This is a genomic window from Cupriavidus sp. UYPR2.512 (assembly GCF_000379565.1).
Lineage (GTDB): Bacteria > Pseudomonadota > Gammaproteobacteria > Burkholderiales > Burkholderiaceae > Cupriavidus.
The window spans coordinates 1-16,412 of sequence record NZ_KB903131.1; the positions used below are offsets into that span (position 1 = coordinate 1).

Annotated in this window: 15 protein-coding genes and 1 pseudogene; 9 read left to right on the forward strand and 7 right to left on the reverse strand. The window is 66.4% G+C overall.

The features are described 5' to 3' along the window. The 4 genes from A3A5_RS0123210 to A3A5_RS0123225 all read left to right on the forward strand — a co-directional run. Positions 1 to 469: 3-keto-5-aminohexanoate cleavage protein (locus tag A3A5_RS0123210; protein ID WP_018312889.1), on the forward strand; the 469-nt coding region annotated here is incomplete at its 5' end. Between the two features lie 75 nt (positions 470 to 544). Next, a complete protein-coding gene (locus A3A5_RS0123215; protein ID WP_018312890.1) occupies positions 545 to 1,522 on the forward strand; it encodes a tripartite tricarboxylate transporter substrate binding protein in 978 nt (325 codons plus the stop codon). Between the two features lie 56 nt (positions 1,523 to 1,578). Further along, positions 1,579 to 2,550: a quinone oxidoreductase gene (locus A3A5_RS0123220; protein ID WP_018312891.1), complete on the forward strand. Its 972-nt coding sequence runs from the start codon at positions 1,579 to 1,581 to the stop codon at positions 2,548 to 2,550. Positions 2,551 to 2,666: 116 nt separating this feature from the next. Next, on the forward strand, positions 2,667 to 3,425 hold the full coding sequence (locus A3A5_RS0123225; RefSeq protein WP_018312892.1) for an SDR family NAD(P)-dependent oxidoreductase: 759 nt from the start codon (positions 2,667 to 2,669) through the stop codon (positions 3,423 to 3,425). 68 nt (positions 3,426 to 3,493) lie between these two features. Here the strand turns inward: A3A5_RS0123225 and A3A5_RS0123230 are convergent, their stop codons facing one another. Continuing rightward, complete coding sequence (locus A3A5_RS0123230) at positions 3,494 to 4,306, reverse strand: SDR family NAD(P)-dependent oxidoreductase (protein ID WP_018312893.1); 813 nt, start codon at positions 4,304 to 4,306, stop codon at positions 3,494 to 3,496. A gap of 575 nt (positions 4,307 to 4,881) precedes the next feature. Between A3A5_RS0123230 and A3A5_RS0123235 the strand changes: the two genes are divergently transcribed. Both A3A5_RS0123235 and A3A5_RS0123240 read left to right on the forward strand, forming a co-directional pair. Then, a complete protein-coding gene (locus A3A5_RS0123235; RefSeq protein ID WP_018312894.1) occupies positions 4,882 to 5,571 on the forward strand; it encodes a helix-turn-helix transcriptional regulator in 690 nt (229 codons plus the stop codon). Between the two features lie 24 nt (positions 5,572 to 5,595). Beyond that, entirely contained in the window at positions 5,596 to 6,102 is a 507-nt protein-coding gene (locus A3A5_RS0123240; RefSeq protein WP_018312895.1) for a hypothetical protein, read from the forward strand. 29 nt (positions 6,103 to 6,131) lie between these two features. On the opposite strand, the gene A3A5_RS0123245 is transcribed toward A3A5_RS0123240, so the two are convergent. From A3A5_RS0123245 to A3A5_RS0123255, 3 genes are all read right to left on the reverse strand, one after another. Next, the gene (locus A3A5_RS0123245) at positions 6,132 to 7,064 is read right to left on the reverse strand and encodes a LysR family transcriptional regulator (RefSeq protein WP_018312896.1); all 933 of its coding nucleotides are present in this window, start codon (positions 7,062 to 7,064) and stop codon (positions 6,132 to 6,134) included. Between the two features lie 71 nt (positions 7,065 to 7,135). Further along, the gene (locus tag A3A5_RS0123250; RefSeq protein WP_018312897.1) at positions 7,136 to 8,230 is read right to left on the reverse strand and encodes a Zn-dependent alcohol dehydrogenase; all 1,095 of its coding nucleotides are present in this window, start codon (positions 8,228 to 8,230) and stop codon (positions 7,136 to 7,138) included. 88 nt (positions 8,231 to 8,318) lie between these two features. Further along, the gene (locus A3A5_RS0123255; RefSeq protein ID WP_018312898.1) at positions 8,319 to 9,989 is read right to left on the reverse strand and encodes a phospholipase D family protein; all 1,671 of its coding nucleotides are present in this window, start codon (positions 9,987 to 9,989) and stop codon (positions 8,319 to 8,321) included. Positions 9,990 to 10,606: 617 nt separating this feature from the next. Here A3A5_RS0123255 and A3A5_RS0123260 point away from each other — a divergent pair. The 3 genes and pseudogenes from A3A5_RS0123260 to A3A5_RS0123270 all read left to right on the forward strand — a co-directional run bounded on the left by A3A5_RS0123260 (position 10,607) and on the right by A3A5_RS0123270 (position 14,040). Then, positions 10,607 to 12,769, forward strand: a complete 2,163-nt coding sequence (locus A3A5_RS0123260; protein WP_018312899.1) for a TonB-dependent siderophore receptor — start codon at positions 10,607 to 10,609, stop codon at positions 12,767 to 12,769. A gap of 542 nt (positions 12,770 to 13,311) precedes the next feature. Continuing rightward, positions 13,312 to 13,359 (forward strand): annotated as a pseudogene (locus A3A5_RS45085) (hypothetical protein); the annotation flags it as partial. A gap of 261 nt (positions 13,360 to 13,620) precedes the next feature. Beyond that, positions 13,621 to 14,040, forward strand: coding sequence for a hypothetical protein (locus A3A5_RS0123270; RefSeq protein ID WP_018312901.1), 420 nt, complete (start codon positions 13,621 to 13,623; stop codon positions 14,038 to 14,040). A 277-nt stretch (positions 14,041 to 14,317) separates the two neighbouring features. Here A3A5_RS0123270 and A3A5_RS0123280 read toward each other — a convergent pair whose 3' ends face one another. From A3A5_RS0123280 to A3A5_RS0123290, 3 genes are all read right to left on the reverse strand, one after another. After that, the gene (locus A3A5_RS0123280; protein ID WP_018312902.1) at positions 14,318 to 14,698 is read right to left on the reverse strand and encodes a DUF427 domain-containing protein; all 381 of its coding nucleotides are present in this window, start codon (positions 14,696 to 14,698) and stop codon (positions 14,318 to 14,320) included. Positions 14,699 to 14,784: 86 nt separating this feature from the next. Beyond that, positions 14,785 to 15,309: a gamma carbonic anhydrase family protein gene (locus A3A5_RS0123285; RefSeq protein WP_018312903.1), complete on the reverse strand. Its 525-nt coding sequence runs from the start codon at positions 15,307 to 15,309 to the stop codon at positions 14,785 to 14,787. A gap of 51 nt (positions 15,310 to 15,360) precedes the next feature. Next, on the reverse strand, positions 15,361 to 16,353 hold the full coding sequence (locus A3A5_RS0123290; RefSeq protein ID WP_018312904.1) for a tripartite tricarboxylate transporter substrate binding protein: 993 nt from the start codon (positions 16,351 to 16,353) through the stop codon (positions 15,361 to 15,363). Positions 16,354 to 16,412: the final 59 nt, after the last annotated feature.

Here is a 16,412-nt window from a genome sequence, read left to right on the forward strand (position 1 = left end):
CATCCACGCACTCGAAACGCTCGAGCGCCTGGTGCGCAGCGGCGCCTACACCGGCCCGCTGAACCTGACCTGGATCGGCATCGGCGGCGGCTTCGACGGCCCCAACCCGTTCAACTTCTTCAACTTCGTGCACCGCGCGCCGGACGGCTGCACGCTGACCGCCGAGTCGCTGCTGAAGAACGTGCTGCCGTTCAACATGATGGCCATGGCGATGGGCCTGCATCCGCGCTGCGGCATCGAGGACACCATCATCGACCAGCACGGCAAGCGCATGACCTCGGTGCAGCAGATCGAGCAGTGCGTGCGCGTGGCAGAGGAACTGGGCCGCGAGATCGCCTCGGGCAAGGAAGCGCGCGAGATCTACCGCATCGGCACCTGGTACGACAGCGCCGACGAGACGCTGGCCGCCCACGGCATGGCACCCAATCGGCAGGCCGGCGTCAGGAACCTGCCGCTGCGCGCGGCCTGATGCAACCTGCCGCCCCGGCCGCGGGCATCGCCGCGGCCGGGGCGGCAGGCTTCCCTGTCCTTAATCGAGACCAACATGTCCAATCGTCCTGCGCTCTTCGCATTCCGCAAGGTTGCCGTTGCCGTCATGCTGGCCGCAGCGATGCCCGCGGCCATGGCCTGGACCAGCAAGCCCGTGCGCATGCTGGTGCCTGCCCCCGCCGGCGGGACCATGGACGTCATCGCCCGCGTGCTGGCCGAGCAGCTTTCGGCGGACCTCGGGCAGCCCGTGGTGGTCGACAACAAGCCGGGCGCCAGTGGTGGCATCGCGATCAATACCCTGCTGGCGGCGCCGCCTGACGGCCAGACCATCCTGGTCACGCTCACCAATGTCTTCACCGAAGTTCCGCATGTGATGAAGGTCTCCTTTGATCCGGTGAAGGACGTGAGGCCCGTTGCCGCCGTGAGCAAGGTGACCATGGTGCTGGTCGCATCGACTGACCTGCCGGCCAGGGATCTGCCGGGCCTGATCCGCTATGTGAAGGCCAACCCCGGCAAGCTGAGCTTTGCTTCGCCCAGTGCGGGCACGGTCGGCCACTATGCCGGCATGATCATGAACCAGAAGGCCGGCATGGATCTGCAGCACGTGCCGTTTCCCGGCTCACCGCCGGGACTGACACAAGTAATGGGCGGGCAGATCACTGTGATGTACGACAACATGGTGACTTCGCTGCCACTGATCAAGGCCGGCAAGCTGAGGCCCTATGCGCTGGCGGCAAAGCAGCGTTCGCCGCTGCTGCCGCAGGTTCCGACTTTCGCCGAGCTCGGCTATCCGGACATCGATTTCAGCAACTGGGGTGGTGTTTTCGTATCCGCCAAGGTGCCGGCAGACCTCAGCCAGAAGATCCAGGCGGCGGTCTACAAGGCGGCGTCGAAACCCCGTGTGCAGGAACGGTTCATGGCACTCGGCATGGAGCCAGCGCCCGCGCAGGGGCTGCCGGAACTCAGCCAGGCACTGCGCACGGAGTTCGATCGCAATGCCGGCATCGTGAAGGCATTCCATATTCAGCCATGACTTGCGCCGCCCCCGCGGCCGGCAGTCAGGCATAGACTTTCTACCAGGAGACCTTTATGGCAAAAGCTATTCGCTTCTACGAGACCGGCAGCGCCGACGTCCTCAAGCTCGAAACAGTCGAGGTCGGCGATCCCGGCCCGGGCCAGGCGCGCGTTCGCCACACCTATATCGCGGTCAATTTCATCGACATCTACTTCCGCACCGGCCACTATCCGCTTCAGCTGCCCAACGGCCTGGGCTCGGATGCGGTTGGCGTGGTCGAGGCCGTCGGCCCGGGCGTGACCGACATCCGTGTCGGCGACCGCGTCGGCTATCTGCTCGGGCCCCAGGGCGCTTACTCGGACGTGCGCGTGATGCCTGCGGAAGTCCTGATCCCGTTGCCCGATGGCGTCTCCGACCGTACTGCCTCGACGCTCATCATGAAGGGCATGACTGCCCAATACCTGTTCCGCCAGGTCTACCCGCTCAAGGGTGGCGAAACCATCCTCTATCACGCCGCGGCTGGCGGCGTCGGCCTGATCGCGTGTCAGTGGGCACGCGCGCTTGGCGTGACCATGATCGGCACGGTCAGCTCGGATGAAAAGGCCGAGATCGCCAGGGCCAATGGCTGCGCGCACACCATCGTCACTTCGCGCGAAGACATCGTCGAGCGCGTGATGGAAATCACCGACGGCAAGAAGGTCCCGGTCGTGTTCGACTCGGTCGGCAAATCGACACTGGATGCATCGCTGTCCTGCCTGCAGGTGCGGGGCACCCTGGTCAGCAACGGCACGACTTCCGGGCCGGTGGAAATCGACAGCCGCACACTCGCGGCCAAGGGTTCGCTGTGGGTCACGCGTCCGGCCATGGTGCACTACGCCACGCCGCGTTCGCACATGCTGGACATGGCCAGGGAGTTATTCGACATGGTGCTGGCCGGCAAGATCACGAGCGAGCCCAAGCAGAGCTTCGCGCTGGCCGATGCCGCCGAGGCCCACCGCGCGCTCGAATCCAGGAAGACCAGCGGCGCTACCGTCCTGGTACCGTAACGCTTGCAGCCTGGCGCGCGGACCTCATCGCCTGTGCGCCTGGACCAAGAAACGATCGCGGGGCGACGTGTTCATGGCACGTTCGCCCCGCTCCTTTGCATGAAATCGGAGACATCATGGACCTGGGGTTAAAAGGCAAGCGCGCAATCGTGACAGGCGGCAGCGGCGGCATCGGCAAGGCCATTGCACTGCAGCTCGCACAGGAGGGGGTCGACGTGGTGCTCGCAGCGCGCGGGCAAGACGCCCTGGCCGAGACAGCCGCGGAACTTGCGGCACTGACCGGCCGGCGCATCGTGCCGCTGACGGTCAACACCGCCGACAAGGCTTCCGTTGATGCCATGGTGAAGCAGGCTATCGAGGCCCTCGGTGGCATCGATATCCTGGTCAACGCCGCAGCCTTGCCGGGCGGCATCTCGCCAGCCACGCGGCTCGATGAGATCGTCGATGCACAAGCGCTCGAAGACATCGACATCAAGGTTATCGGCTACCTTCGCACCGCGAGGGCGCTGGCACCGCACCTGGCCGCAAACGGCTGGGGCCGCATCATCAATATCGGCGGGTTGGCGATCTACCACACGGGCCGGCCCATTGCCACGCTGCGCAATGTCGGTGTGGCGGCAATCACCAAGAACCTCGCTGATGAACTTGGCCCGAAGGGCATCAATGTCACGGCGGTCCATCCCGGACCCACGCGCACCGAGAAGACCGACGCCGCAACCGAGGCGTGGGCGGCGACCAAGAGCACCCTTGGTCGCATGGTCGATGCCAGCGAGGTCGCCAGCGTGGTGACCTTCCTCGCGTCACCGCTGAGCGTGGCAATCAATGGTGAAGCCATCCCCGTGGGCGGGGGGAGCCCCGGCATCATCCACTACTAAGCTCACCGTGAACCACCGCCGGCAGCTTCGCCCCTGCTTCTGACGAGGCGCTGCCGGCAGCGCTGCTGTCAATGGCTCCCTTCTTCCTGAAGCCGCTGCCGCAATACCGCGCGCAGGTCTTCCCCGTAACCGGTGAGGGTGCCGCCGTCCACCGCCAGCATCTGGCCCGTGATCATGTCCGCACGCTCGCTGGCGAGGAAAGATACCGCTTCGCCGATCTCCGTGGGCTTGCAGAACCTGCCCAGCGGCACCGTCCGCCGGATCAGGGCTTCGCGCTTTTCCGGGCTTGCATAGGCTTCAATCGCAGGTGTCAGGATGCCGCCAGGGCATACCGCATTGACGTTGATGCGCTGGTCCGCCAGCTCCCATGCGAGATGCTGCGTCAGTCCCGTGACCGCATGCTTTGATGCCGTGTAATCCACGCTGCTGAAGTAAGCCATGCGGATGCCGGCAATCGAGTCGATATTGACGATCTTGCCCTTTCCCTGTGCGCTCATGGCGGGGATGACGGCCTGGCAGCAGAACAGGATGCCCTTTGCATTCACCCCCATCACGCGGTCCCAGTTCTCCTCGGTGACGTCGCACACCAGCGCGGACGCGCCGCCGACGCCGGCGTTGTTGACCAGAATGTCGATCGCGCCGAAGGCCTCAAGGGTCTGGCTGGCCATGGCTTGCGCGTCTGCCTTCTTGCTGACGTCGGCGCGGATGGCAATCGCACGCTTGCCGTCCGGGTCGATGCTGGAAGCGACGCGCCGGGCGGCGTCAAGATTCAGGTCCACCACAGCGATCTTCGCGCCTTCACGCGCCAGCACGCGTGCGATGCCTTCGCCGCCGCCTTGGCCGGCGCCAGTGATGATTGCAACCTTGTCCTTCAGCTCCATGGTCTTCTCCTTGCAAACCTGCGCCGGATGTCAAAGTCCGCGCGCGCCTGGTGAGATTGGCGAGCGGTTTTCTCCCCCTCTCCCGCCGGGCGGGAGAGGGGAAAACACCGTCGCCCCTGAGTGTGTTTGTGTTTGTCAGCGAAGCTGGGCCGCAACGCCATGGCTCGATGGCCGCGCGATGAGTGCGTCAGCCATCGGCCACTCGCCGAACCCGGAGGCCGCGGCATTCGAACCCAACAAGTATCCAGCAACGATGCGAAGCGCTTTGACAATCTGGGGCGCCCAATTGACAGTTCGGGGCAGTTAGGGAAAGCACGAAGCCGGATACTGTCGCCCATTGCCCACGAGGCGAAATCGACAGTGAAAGAACCTATCTGCCTGTCCGAAATTACTTGACCACCACAACGGGAAGCTACCGCACAGAACGGGACATTTCACAAGGACACTGATGTCTACGGAAAGGACATCAATGTTTAGAACGGGACTTTAATGTCTTGCAAGGGCTTTAATGTCCGAGGTCAACGACCGGCCCATCACCTATACTCCGCATGCCACCCTTCATCCGGAGCCAAACCATGGATTACACGCCGGGCATCAGCCACCTCGCCGGCCTGCTCGCCGATCCCGGCCGCGCGGCCATGCTGTGGGCGCTGATGGATGGCAGCGCCCGGCCCGCCGGCGAACTGGCGCTGATTGCCGGGCTGTCGGCCTCTTCCACCAGCGGCCACCTGGCCCGGCTGGCCGAAGGCGGGCTGCTGGTGGCCGAGACGCGCGGGCGCAACCGCTACTACCGCCTGGCCACGCCGGAGATCGGCGTGGCGATCGAGGCGCTGGCGTCGGCGTCGCTGGCCAGCCGGCCGCCGCGGCTGCGCGACGTGCCGGTATCGCGCACCGCTCCACCGGCGCTGCGCCAGGCGCGCACCTGCTACGATCACCTGGCGGGCGAGCTGGCCGTGGGCCTGTTCGAGCGGATGACGCATTCAGGCTGGCTGATGCTGGACGGACAGCGCGTAGACCTGAGCGGCGACGGCGCGCAGGCGCTGGCGGGGCTGGGCGTCGACGTCGAGGCGGCGCGGCGCAAGCGGCGCCAGTTTGCCTGCACCTGCCCGGACTGGAGCGAGCGCAAGCCGCACCTGGGCGGCGCCCTGGGCGCGGCGCTCTTGGGCAGCCTGCTGGCGCGCGGCTGGGTCGAGCCTACGCGCACCTCGCGCGCGTTGCGCGTGACACCGGCTGGCCAACGCGAGATCATGCGCATCGCGGCCTAGACCGCAGCAACAGGAGAAATCAAGATGGCCACACCACTGGACGACGACACGCAGGACGCGATTGCGCGTTTCTTCGCCCTGATCAACCTTGGCGACAGCGCACAGACCTCGGCGCAGCTGTCGATGTTTGAAGACGCCTTGCTCGATGCCGAGGACGATGACACCGATGGCCAGGAACTGCTGTGGGTGATCCGCGAGGTCATCGACTGGCAGTCCGGGTTCTTTGTCGACTGGAAGGATGCCCAGTCCTTTATCGGCTGCCTGAACCAGCTGTGCGAACGGATGGACCTGGAGATCGACTGGGGCAGCGACGACCCCGAGGACGAGGCCTTCCTGGAAAGCACCAGCGTGCCGGAACTGATGGAACTGGTGCACAACCAGTTGCGCGTGGCCGGCTATACGCTGTGGAACTGGGATACGGGCGGCGATGCCTACGGCGGCTGGATCACGCGCAGCGAGGACGATGAGGAGATGCTGGATCTTGCCGAAGTCCTGCACTTTGACGTGCGGCCGGCCGGGCAGCCTTACTGACCGATGCCTGAGGGCGCAGGCCCCGGCAGCTAAGCGTTCTCCCGCCGCTTGCCGGCCGGGCGCCGCGTCTCCGGCACGCCCAGCGTCTGCTCCAGCACGTCCAGCAGCAGCCGCACGCTGGCCGGCATCAGCTTGCGCGCCGGCATCAGCACGTAGACCTTCAGCGGCGATGAGGCATAGCCCGGCAGCACGCGCACCAGTTGCCCCTGCCCGACCGCATCCTGCACGAAGCGCGGCGACAGCCGCGTCACGCCCAGGCCGTCGAGCGCCGCCTTGAGCCGCAGCTCGGCGTTATGGGTGCAGATGCGCGGCTCGACATCCAGGCGTGCAATCTCCACGCCGTCGCGCAGGAACTCCCAGTGCCGGTCGTCAGCGTTGCCCAGCGTGGGCCACCCCTGCAAGTCCTGCGGCGTGCGCGGCAGCCCGCGCGCCTTGATCAGTGCCGGCGCGGCATAGAAAGCGCGTTCAATCAGGACCACGCGCTTGCTGGCGAACGAGGTGTCGTGCAGCGCGGTGTCGGTCATCACGAACGCGAGGTCGTAGCCGTGACGGATCAGGTCGGGCTGGTCCCAGCTGACATCGACCTGCACGCGCAGGCCGGGGTGGGCGCGCAGCACGCGCGTCAGGCTTTCGGACAGATGCTGGGAGCCGACTTCATAGGGGGTGGAGATACGCAGCAGGCCGCTGACCTCGGCGCTGTCCGAGGCGGCCTCGGCGCTGATTTCATGGAGTTCGGCGAACAGCGGCGCCACGCGCTCATACAGGCGCTGGCCGCGTTCGGTCACGCGCACGCGGCGCGTGGTGCGCTCGAACAGGCGGATGCCAAGCTGGCTTTCCAGCCGCGCCACCGCGGCGCTGGCGGAAGATTTGGGTACTTCTGCCAGCTCGGCCCCCTGGGTGAAGCCGCCGCCTTCCACCACGCGGCAAAAAATCTCCCAGTCCTTCCATTCGATTGTCTTCATGCGGCGCCTCGTCATTGCGGTGCGCCGCGATTGTCCCACAGCGCGAACAATGGCGCTGGGGGCGGCGGCCCTTAATCGAACAGGATCACCGAGCGCGCCAGCTCGCCGCGGCGCAGTTCGTCGAAGGCATCGTTGATGCGCTCCAGCGGCAGGCGCTGCGCAATCAGTTCGTCCAGGTGCAGGCGGCCGGCCATGTAGAAGTCCACCATGCGCGGCATGTCCACCGGAAAGCGGTTGGATCCCATCAGTGAACCCTGGATGCGCTTCTCGGCAAGGAAGTCGCTGCCCTTCAGTTCGATCTTGACGCCCGGCGCGATCATGCCGATGACCGTGGCGGTGCCGCCCCGGCGCAGCATGGCAAAGGCCTGCTCGGTGGTCTGCTTCAGGCCGATGGCCTCAAAGGCATGGTGCACGCCGCCGCCGGTGAGGGTGCGTACGGCGTCCAGCACGTCAGCTGGGGTGGCATTAGCGGCGTCGATCACGTCGGTCGCGCCGAACCTGCGCGCCAGTTCCAGCTTGGCCGGCACGCGGTCGATGGCGATGATGCGCCCGGCGCCGGCAATGGCGGCGCTGTTGACCGTGGCCAGCCCGATGCCGCCGCAGCCGATCACGGCAACGGTCTCGCCCGGCTGCACCTTCGCGGTATGGATCACCGCGCCCATGCCGGTGGTGACCGCGCAGCCGATCAGCGCGGCGCGGTCCAGCGGCATGTCGCGGCGGATTGCCACCAGCGCGTGCTCATGGATCAGCATCTGCTCGGCAAACGCCGACAGGTTCAGGAACTGGTTCATCGGCCCGCCCTGGCGGGCCATCAGGCGCGGCTCTTCGTCTTCGCGGCGGCGGGTATCGGGCTCGGTGCACAGCGACAGGTGGCCGGTCAGGCAGTGCTCGCAATGGCCGCAGTATGCCGACAGGCAGGTGATCACATGGTCGCCGGGCTTGACCGTGCGCACTTCGGCGCCGACCTGCTCGACCACTCCCGCGGCCTCGTGGCCCAGGATCGCCGGCATCGGGTGCGGGTAGGCACCGTCCAGGAAATGCAGGTCCGAGTGGCACACGCCCACGGCGGCGGTGCGCACCAGCACCTCGCGCGGGCCGGGCTTGCCGATGGCAACGTCTTCGATCACCAGCGGGGTCTTGGGTTGATGCAGGACAGCGGCTTTCATGAAGCTCCTTTGCGAAAGGCAACGAAGCGGAAAACCATACGCCCAAACCCAGGTTCAGGAAAGGCGCGGTGCAGCACCGAGGCCAGGCTTACAGCTCTTCCTTGATCGGGAGCACGCGCAGCACACCGATGCCCAGATGCTGCAGCGGACCCATGCCGGGTTCGCTGTCGTAGACCATGAGCTGCCCCTTCTCGCGCGTGGTCCAGGTCAGGCGCCGGTTGCCGCCGTCGCCATCGGCCTGCATCCCGACACGGTAGGCCATGTCGAGCAGCCCGTTCTCGGTGGACTTGATCATGCGCTCGGCCAGCGCCGGGCTGTCCAGCACGATGCCCATCTCGGTATTGAGCTTGGCCGAGCGCGGGTCCATGTTGAGCGAGCCGATGAATACCAGGCGCCGGTCGACGATGTAGTTCTTGGCATGCAGGCTGGCGCGGCTGGACGATAGCCATGAGCGCGAACCGCGCGCGGCCTTGCCGCTGCTTGCCAGTTCGGCATAGGCGCTGGGCTTGAGCTCATACAGCTCGACGCCCGCGGCCACCAGCGCCAGCCGGTGCGGCGCATAGCCGGCATGCACCGGGCTGACATCGGTGGCGGCAAACGAGTTGGTCAGGATGCGCACGCGGATGCCGCGCTTTGCCAGGGCGATCAGCCAGGCCTCGCCGTCGTCGTCCGGCACGAAGTACGGCGAGGTCAGCAGCACTTCCTTCTGCGCGCCGTTGATCATTTTCTCGAGACGGGCGGTGGCGTGCCCGGGATCGTCGTCGGTCTGGTGCGTGATCTTGGCGGCCTTGTCGGAGACCACGACAGCCTTGCCGCTGTAAGCAGGCATATGGCCGCTCTCGATGCTCTTGGCCAGGCCCGACTCCAGCAATTCCTTCACGTAGGGGCTGGCGACCGCCTGGTCGCCGCGAGCTTCCAGACCCTTGCGCAGGCTGCGCATCTCAACCGGCGCTTCCTTGCCTGCGGGGATCAGCGCCACCACCGGATATGAGGACGGGTCGTTCCAGTATTCGTCGAATACGGCCGACACCTGCGGCACCGCCGGTCCGGCAATCAGCACATCGAGGTCGCTGAAGTCCATGTCGGTGCGCGCGGAGAAGTAGGCATCGCCAACATTGCGCCCGCCCACCAGGGACATCTGGTTGTCCACCGTCATCGACTTGTTGTGCATGCGCCGGTCCAGCCGCTTGAAGCCGGCCAGCATTTCCAGCCAGCGCACGCTGCGGTTGGCAAAGGGATTGAACAGGCGCACCTCGATATTGGGATGCGAATCGATGGCCGACAGAATCTGGTCCATGCCGCCGGTATGCAGGTCGTCGAGCAGCATGCGCACGCGCACGCCGCGGTCGGCCGCGTTGATGATGTCGCCCAGCACGGCGGCGCCGGTGCCGGTGGTTTCGAAGATATAGGTCTGCAGGTCAAGGCTGCGCTGCGCCGCACGCGCCATCGCCAGCCGCGCAGCGAGCGCGTCGGGCCCGGATGACAGCGGATAGAACAGCGACTCGCCGGGGCGCTGCGCCAGGCGCGGCGCCAGCACCTTGCCCAGCGGGGTATCGGTGGTACTGGCCGGGGCGTTAGAGGGGGTGCGCTGCGCCGAGGCCGGCAGGCTGGCGCACCCTGCCAGCACCCCGGCCGCCAGCACGGAGCCCAGCATCACCGCCGTCAGCCGGCGCAGGCCCCGGCGGCGGCTGGCGCCCGCATGCCCCGCGGCACCGCGTGGCCGGGTAGCGAACGGGACATGGCAGAGCGTCTGGAACATCCGTGAGGTCCCCCTGCGGCGGGATGGGATAGGGCTGGCTCCGCGCGCCGGCCGGCGTGCAGCGCCTGCTACCTCGCACGATATACCGCGCGCCGTGGCCGCGGCAGCGGTGCCCTTCCTGTTCCGCGCCGGGTGTTTGTCCTACACCTCACACAAAGGCAGCGCGCCACGCGCCTGATACGGCACATCTAGCGGCGCACGGCCCCGCGCAGCGGCTTTCCCTGCACAGCGATTTCTCTTATGTTGCCGCCCAATATATCGGCCGGTAGAACCGGGAGGAGGCCAGGTGAACTGGAAGCTGGGTCGCTTCCAGACCGCGGCCGAGCTGGACGCGGCGGTGTCGGACCGCCCGGTGCAGCAGCCTCCTCCTTGGTTCGCAGGTCAATCCGGACACGAATGTTCGACATGGCCATGGCAGGCTCCAGCAATCGATAGGGGAGTCAGGGAGGCGCGAACCGGCTACGCCAGCCAACGTTGTTTCCACCGCAACACCCCCCTCCCCCCCACCTTGACCCCCGCAACGAGCGTAGGCATCATTCAGTCTTTTCTCAAATGCGAATTATTCGCATTTGTATTTACATTCAAATACAGGCCCGCCTGTCTCCTGCTGTCGCCTTATGAACCGCCAAGTCATTCGCGCCGCGCGCCTGCGCGCACCCCAAACTCGCCATTTCGCCGTGCTGGCGCGACTGGCCGTCCTGGCTGGCTTTCCGACAACCGCCGCGCTGGCGCAGCAAGCCGCGGCGCCGGCGGATGCGCAGCCGCTGCCCGCGGTGACCGTCAGCGCCTCGGCAGTCGACGATTCCGGCCTGCAGCTTGAGAAAAAGGCCAGCACCGGCGCGCTGGGCGCGCGCGCGCAGCTCGACACCCCGTACTCGACCACCATCGTCACCGCCGAAGACCTGGCCGACCGCCAGGTGGCCAAGCTGGGCGATGTGTTTGCGATGGATGCGTCGGTCAGCGACAACGGCAACGGCTACAACAGCTGGTCCAGCTACCTGAGCGTGCGCGGCCTGCAGATCGACTGGCAGAACGGCTTCAAGATCAACGGGCTGCCGTTCATCGCCTACGGCATCACGCTGCCGTACGAGCACATGGAGCAGGTGGAACTGCTCAAGGGCCTGCCGGGCTTCATGTACGGCTTCGCCACCCCGGGTGGCATCGTCAACTACGTCACCAAGAAGCCGACCGACACCTTCACCGCCTCGTTCGAACTGGGTTACCGCGCCGCCAATGTCTGGAGCGAGCACGTCGACCTGGGCGGGCGCGCCGGCCCGGACAACATGTTCGGCTACCGCCTGAACGTGACGCATGAGGAAGGCACGCCCTACAACGCGCGCAGTATCAAGCGCGACAGCGTCTCGCTGGGCCTGGATGCGCACCTGACCAAGGACCTGATCTGGACCTTCGACTCGCTCTACCAGGACCGCCGCGCCACTGGCCAGATGCCGTCGTTCAGCCTGTGGAGCTACGGCGACACGGCCCTGCCGGCCGCGGTGTCCGGCCGCATCCGCAACTTCGCCGGTGCCGACCAGCACCTGAACACCAACCTGCAGCTGTACAGCACCGGCCTGCGCTACCAGATCAATCCCGACTGGGCGGTCAGCACCAGCTACAGCTTCACCAAGGTCAACCGCGACCGCAACGAAAGCACCTACAACCTGCTGAACCAGGCCGGCGACTACAGCGACCAGCGCTACGACACCGCGCAGAACCAGCAGGTGGGGCAATGGCAGGCGATGCTGGAAGGCAAGTTCCGCACCGGGCCGTTCGGGCACCAGCTGGTGGCCGGCCTGTCATGGCAGAAGCAGATCGACCGCTATGACAACAACGGCTTCGGCGCCGTCATCGGCACCGGCAACATCTTCGAGCCCAACACCAACACGTACTACAGCTCGACCGCCTTCAACAAGGTGCGCAATAGCGACATTACGCAGAAGTCGGTGTTCGCCAGCGACACCGTGCAGCTGAGCGAGCGCTGGTCGGCGCTGGCCGGCCTGCGCGTGACCAACTTCGAGCAGAACGGTTACGTGCCGGTGACCTCCAGCTACAGCAAGAACGGCGTGGTCACGCCCACGCTGGCGCTGATGTTCAAGCCGGTGCCCACGGCCACGGTCTACGCCAGCTACGTGGAAGCGCTGGAGCCTGGCTCGATCGTGCCGGATGGCTACACCAACGCACGCCAGCTGCTCAGCCCGATCCGCAGCAAGCAGTATGAAATCGGCGTCAAGGCCGACCAGGCCGCCTGGAGCGCCACTGCCGCCGCCTTCCGCATCGAGCGCGGCGCCGAGTACGACAGCATCAACGGCGGCGTGCCGACGCGCCAGCAGGACGGCACCTCGATCTACCAGGGGCTGGAGCTGGCCGGCGTGTACCGGCTGGGCACGCAGTGGGAATTCGGCGCGAGCGCGATGTACCTGGACTCGTACTACGACAAGGGCATGGCCAACAACGGCAAGCGCGTCGCCGGTGCGCCGGACCTGGTGCTGGCGGGACGCATCAGCTACCGCATGCCGTTCGTGCCGGGTCTGCGCCTTGGTGTCGATGGCAAGTACACCGGCAATACCAAGCTGAACGCGGGCAATACGCTGGAGGCCGGCGGCTACACGGTGTTCAATCTCGGCGCGAGCTACAACACCCGCGTCGCCGGCAAGGACCTGACGCTGCGCGCCGCGCTGAACAACGTGACCAACAAGCGCTACTGGGGCTTCCAGTATGAGAACTACATCCAGCCTGCGGATCCGCGCAGCGTGAGCCTGACGGCGAGGATTGCATATTGAGATCCCGTCGGCGGCGGGGTCGTGGCAAAGAACTGCGCTCTTGGGAGTGGGGTTCTTTTGATTCTGTGCTGATTTGGTGGGGGTGGTTGTGGTACTGGGGGCATTGGCAATGCGGTGGGGTGTCGTGCTTGACTAGCGTGGGCTGTTTCGCCGGCGCAGCCGGCGAGTCACTTCTTGGCCGAGCGACAAGAAGTAACCAAGAAACGCGTCGCCTGTGCGGCTGGCAATCAATTCCTCGGCGTTGGTGGTTCCCACGGTGGTGCTTGCCGTTCGATGTGGTTGCCCGTTCGACCCTGCTAACGCCATGTGAGTCAGGGATAGTGCCTGCGCTAACCCACTATTGAACGATCCCCATGGAGGGCGTAGGCCGCCTGCTGCCAGCCGCATCGCGGGGACGCCTACGGCTGCTGCGCCGGCTCAAAGTGCCCTGTTGGTTTTTTCTGCGCTTGCGCGGGGCGCAGCCGAAGGCGTTGATGCGATAAGAGCGCGGGTACCGCTCGCGTAGATGCGGCAATGCCATCCTCGAAAAACTGATCCGCGAGATGGTGTCGCTGACCTGCCTGATCATCACGCTGTACGACCGCCCCGGCGCGCCGGCCTGCGCCGAGCATGAGCACCGCCAGCTGATCGACGCCATCGAGCAGCGCGATGATGGCGCAACACCTGGAACACATCGAAGGCTCGCTCGACCTGAGCGTGCCCGACAGCGGCGCGCCGGACTTCTACAGCATCTTCAGCAAGGGCTGATGCCCTGCCCTCGCACGTTCCAGGCAGGCATTGCACTCCGCGCCCGGCAGCCTAGACTGGCTGCATAACAATGCCGCGCGCAATGCGCCGCAGGGAGGTGCGCCATGGCTGCCACTGCCGAACCCGTCACAAGTGCGCGTGCGCCGCTGGCCTTTGAGCGGCTTTACGCGGATGCCGCCGGCGAGTCCCACTTTGCCCCGCTTTCCGTTGCCATCACGGAGCGCCTGTTCGCGCCGCCGGCGCGCGCCTTCTGGGTGTCGCCGCTGGACGAAGCCGCGCGGCAGGGCTTCCTGCTGGTGCCGGCCGGCTGGGCGGGCGCACTGCACCCGTCGCCGCTGCGCATGTGGATCTTCGTTCTGGCCGGTGCGATGGAGTTCGAAGCCAGCGACGGCGAACGCCGGCCGCTATCGGCAGGCAGTGCGCTGCTGCTGGAAGACACCACGGGCAAAGGGCACCTGAGCAAGGTCGTCGGGCCAGCCGATGCCACGCTGGCCGTGGTGCAATTGCCGGCCCGCGGCGGCTGAATCCGCGGCCCGCCTGGCAACACTGCGGCGACGCAACGCCACACTGGAGACGCCCTGAACGCTTCCGATCCAGCGGCTTCACCCGAGCCAGCGCCGCAAGTGGTGCTCAACGGCTATCGGCAAGGCATCATCACCGCGATCATGGTGCTGCTGGGTTTCGCTGGCGTTCTGGCGCTTCTGGGGCTTCGAAAGCCCTGGCCACTGGAACCCGCGCGCGCTGGTTCCTTGGTTGGTTCCTTTGCTGGTGCCGCCGCCATGCCGCGCGGCGCGCGATCCCTCAGTTGCCGAGGATCTCGATGCTGCCGACGCGCTCCGGATAGAAGGCCAGGTACGAGCCAATGGCGGCGACCGCGGCGTAAGGCGCTTCATAGCTCCACACCGCATTGCGCGAACGCTCGCCGCCTGCGGGAATGGAGAAGTAGCTGCAGTCGCCCTTGTACGGACAGTATGTAGCGTGCGCGGTACGCTCCAGCTGCGCCATGTCGACATGCGCGCGCGGGATGTACTGCACCGGCGGGTAGGCCGCCTCTTTCAGCGTGAGCGCAGCGTCGCTGTCGGCAATGGTGACGCCGGCCACCTTGACCACGACCCTGCCGGCGGTCGGCGTGATGGTGATCGGGTGGTCGGGGCCGGGGATCTTGACGGGCTTGTCGGACATGGTCGTCCTCCTGGGGGCATCGCCACGGTGGCTGCTGGCATTCTAGGCGCTTGGCGCGCATCCTGCAGGCCACCGTGCCCAGTCACTTAGCCGATCTTTTCCAGCGCTGTCCGGTAATACGCGGCACGCCGGACGTAGTCCTCGGCATTCACGCGCAGGTGCGTCACTTCCTCATCCGTCAGTTCGCGCACAGCCTTGGCGGGCGATCCCAGGATCAGCGAGCGCGGCGGGAACTGCTTGCCCTCGGTCACCAGCGCGCCGGCGGCCACCAGCGACTCGGCGCCGATCGACGCGTTGTTCAGGACCACGGCCTGGATGCCGACCAACGCGCCATCGCCCACGGTGCAGCCATGCAGCATGGCCTGGTGCCCCACGGTCACGCCGGCCCCGATCGCCAGCGGACAGCCCGGGTCGGTATGCAGCACCGCGCCTTCCTGCACATTGCTGCCGGCGCCAATGGTCACCGGCTCGTTGTCGGCGCGGATCACCGCGCCGGGCCAGACCGAGACGTGTTCGGCCAGTTCCGCGCGGCCGATGATGGTGGCTTGCGCCGCGACAAAGGCGGTACCGGCGATGGCGGGCGCGAGGTCGCCAAGTTTGTAGAGGGTCATGAATGAGAGCGTGAGGATGGATCAGGTGTGGTGCCGCAGCGAAGTGGGGCGCTATTCGATCTTGACGTTGGCTTTCTTCACCAGCGCGGCGTAGCGTGTGGCCTCGCTGCGGAAGAAGCTCGCGGCGGCTTCGGGTGTGCCGGGCTCGATCACGGTGGCTTGCTTCTTCATCGCTTCCAGCACTTCAGGCGAGGTGAAGGCCCTGGCGAATGCGTCATGCACGCGCTTCACCTCTGCCGGCGGCATGCCGGCAGGGCCAACCACGGCAAACCAGCCGGCGACGTTGTAATGGGGCAAGCCTTGTTCGGCGATGGTGGGGATGTCCGGCGCGGCCGCCGAGCGCTTGTCGCCGCACACGCCGATCGCGCGCAGCGTGCCGGCCTTCAGGTGCGGCGTCACCGCGTTGAGTGCGACCACGCCCAGCTCAACCTGGCCGGCGATCAGGTCATTCATCATCGGCCCGGTGCCCTTGTACGGCACATGGCGCGCACTCACGCCGGCCTCGTCCAGGAACATCTCCCCAGCCAGGTGGATGATGGTGCCATTGCCGGACGACCCGTAGTTGTAGCCGTCGGGCCTGGCCTTGAGCAGCGCCACCAGTTCCTTCACGTTCCTAGCCGGCACCCTGGGATTCACTACGAGCACCAGCGGCGTGGTGCCGATCACGCTGATCGGGGTGATGTCCTTGATGGCATCGAACGGCATTGTGCGGAACACGCTCGGGTTGATGACATGGTTGTTCGAGACCAGCCCGAGCGTGCTGCCGTCCGGCTGCGCCTTGACCACGGCCGCGGCCCCGGTGATGCCGCCGGCGCCGGGCAGGTTCTCGATCACCACCGGCTGGCCGAAGGCCTTGCCCAGCGCGGGTCCGGCCGCGCGCGCGATGGTGTCCACGCCGGAGCCGGCGCTGATTGGCAGGATCAGTCGCACCGGCTTGCCGGTGCCGCCCTGCGCGAGCGCGCCGATACCCGGCGCCGCCAGCACGGTGGCAACGGTGGCGGCCAGTGCCAGCCCTGACTTGAGAAGGATGCGACGGGGGTGCATGGGGTTGTCTCCGTATCGTTATCGTAGGATCTTTGCGGACTGCCGCTGTGCCGCGGCAT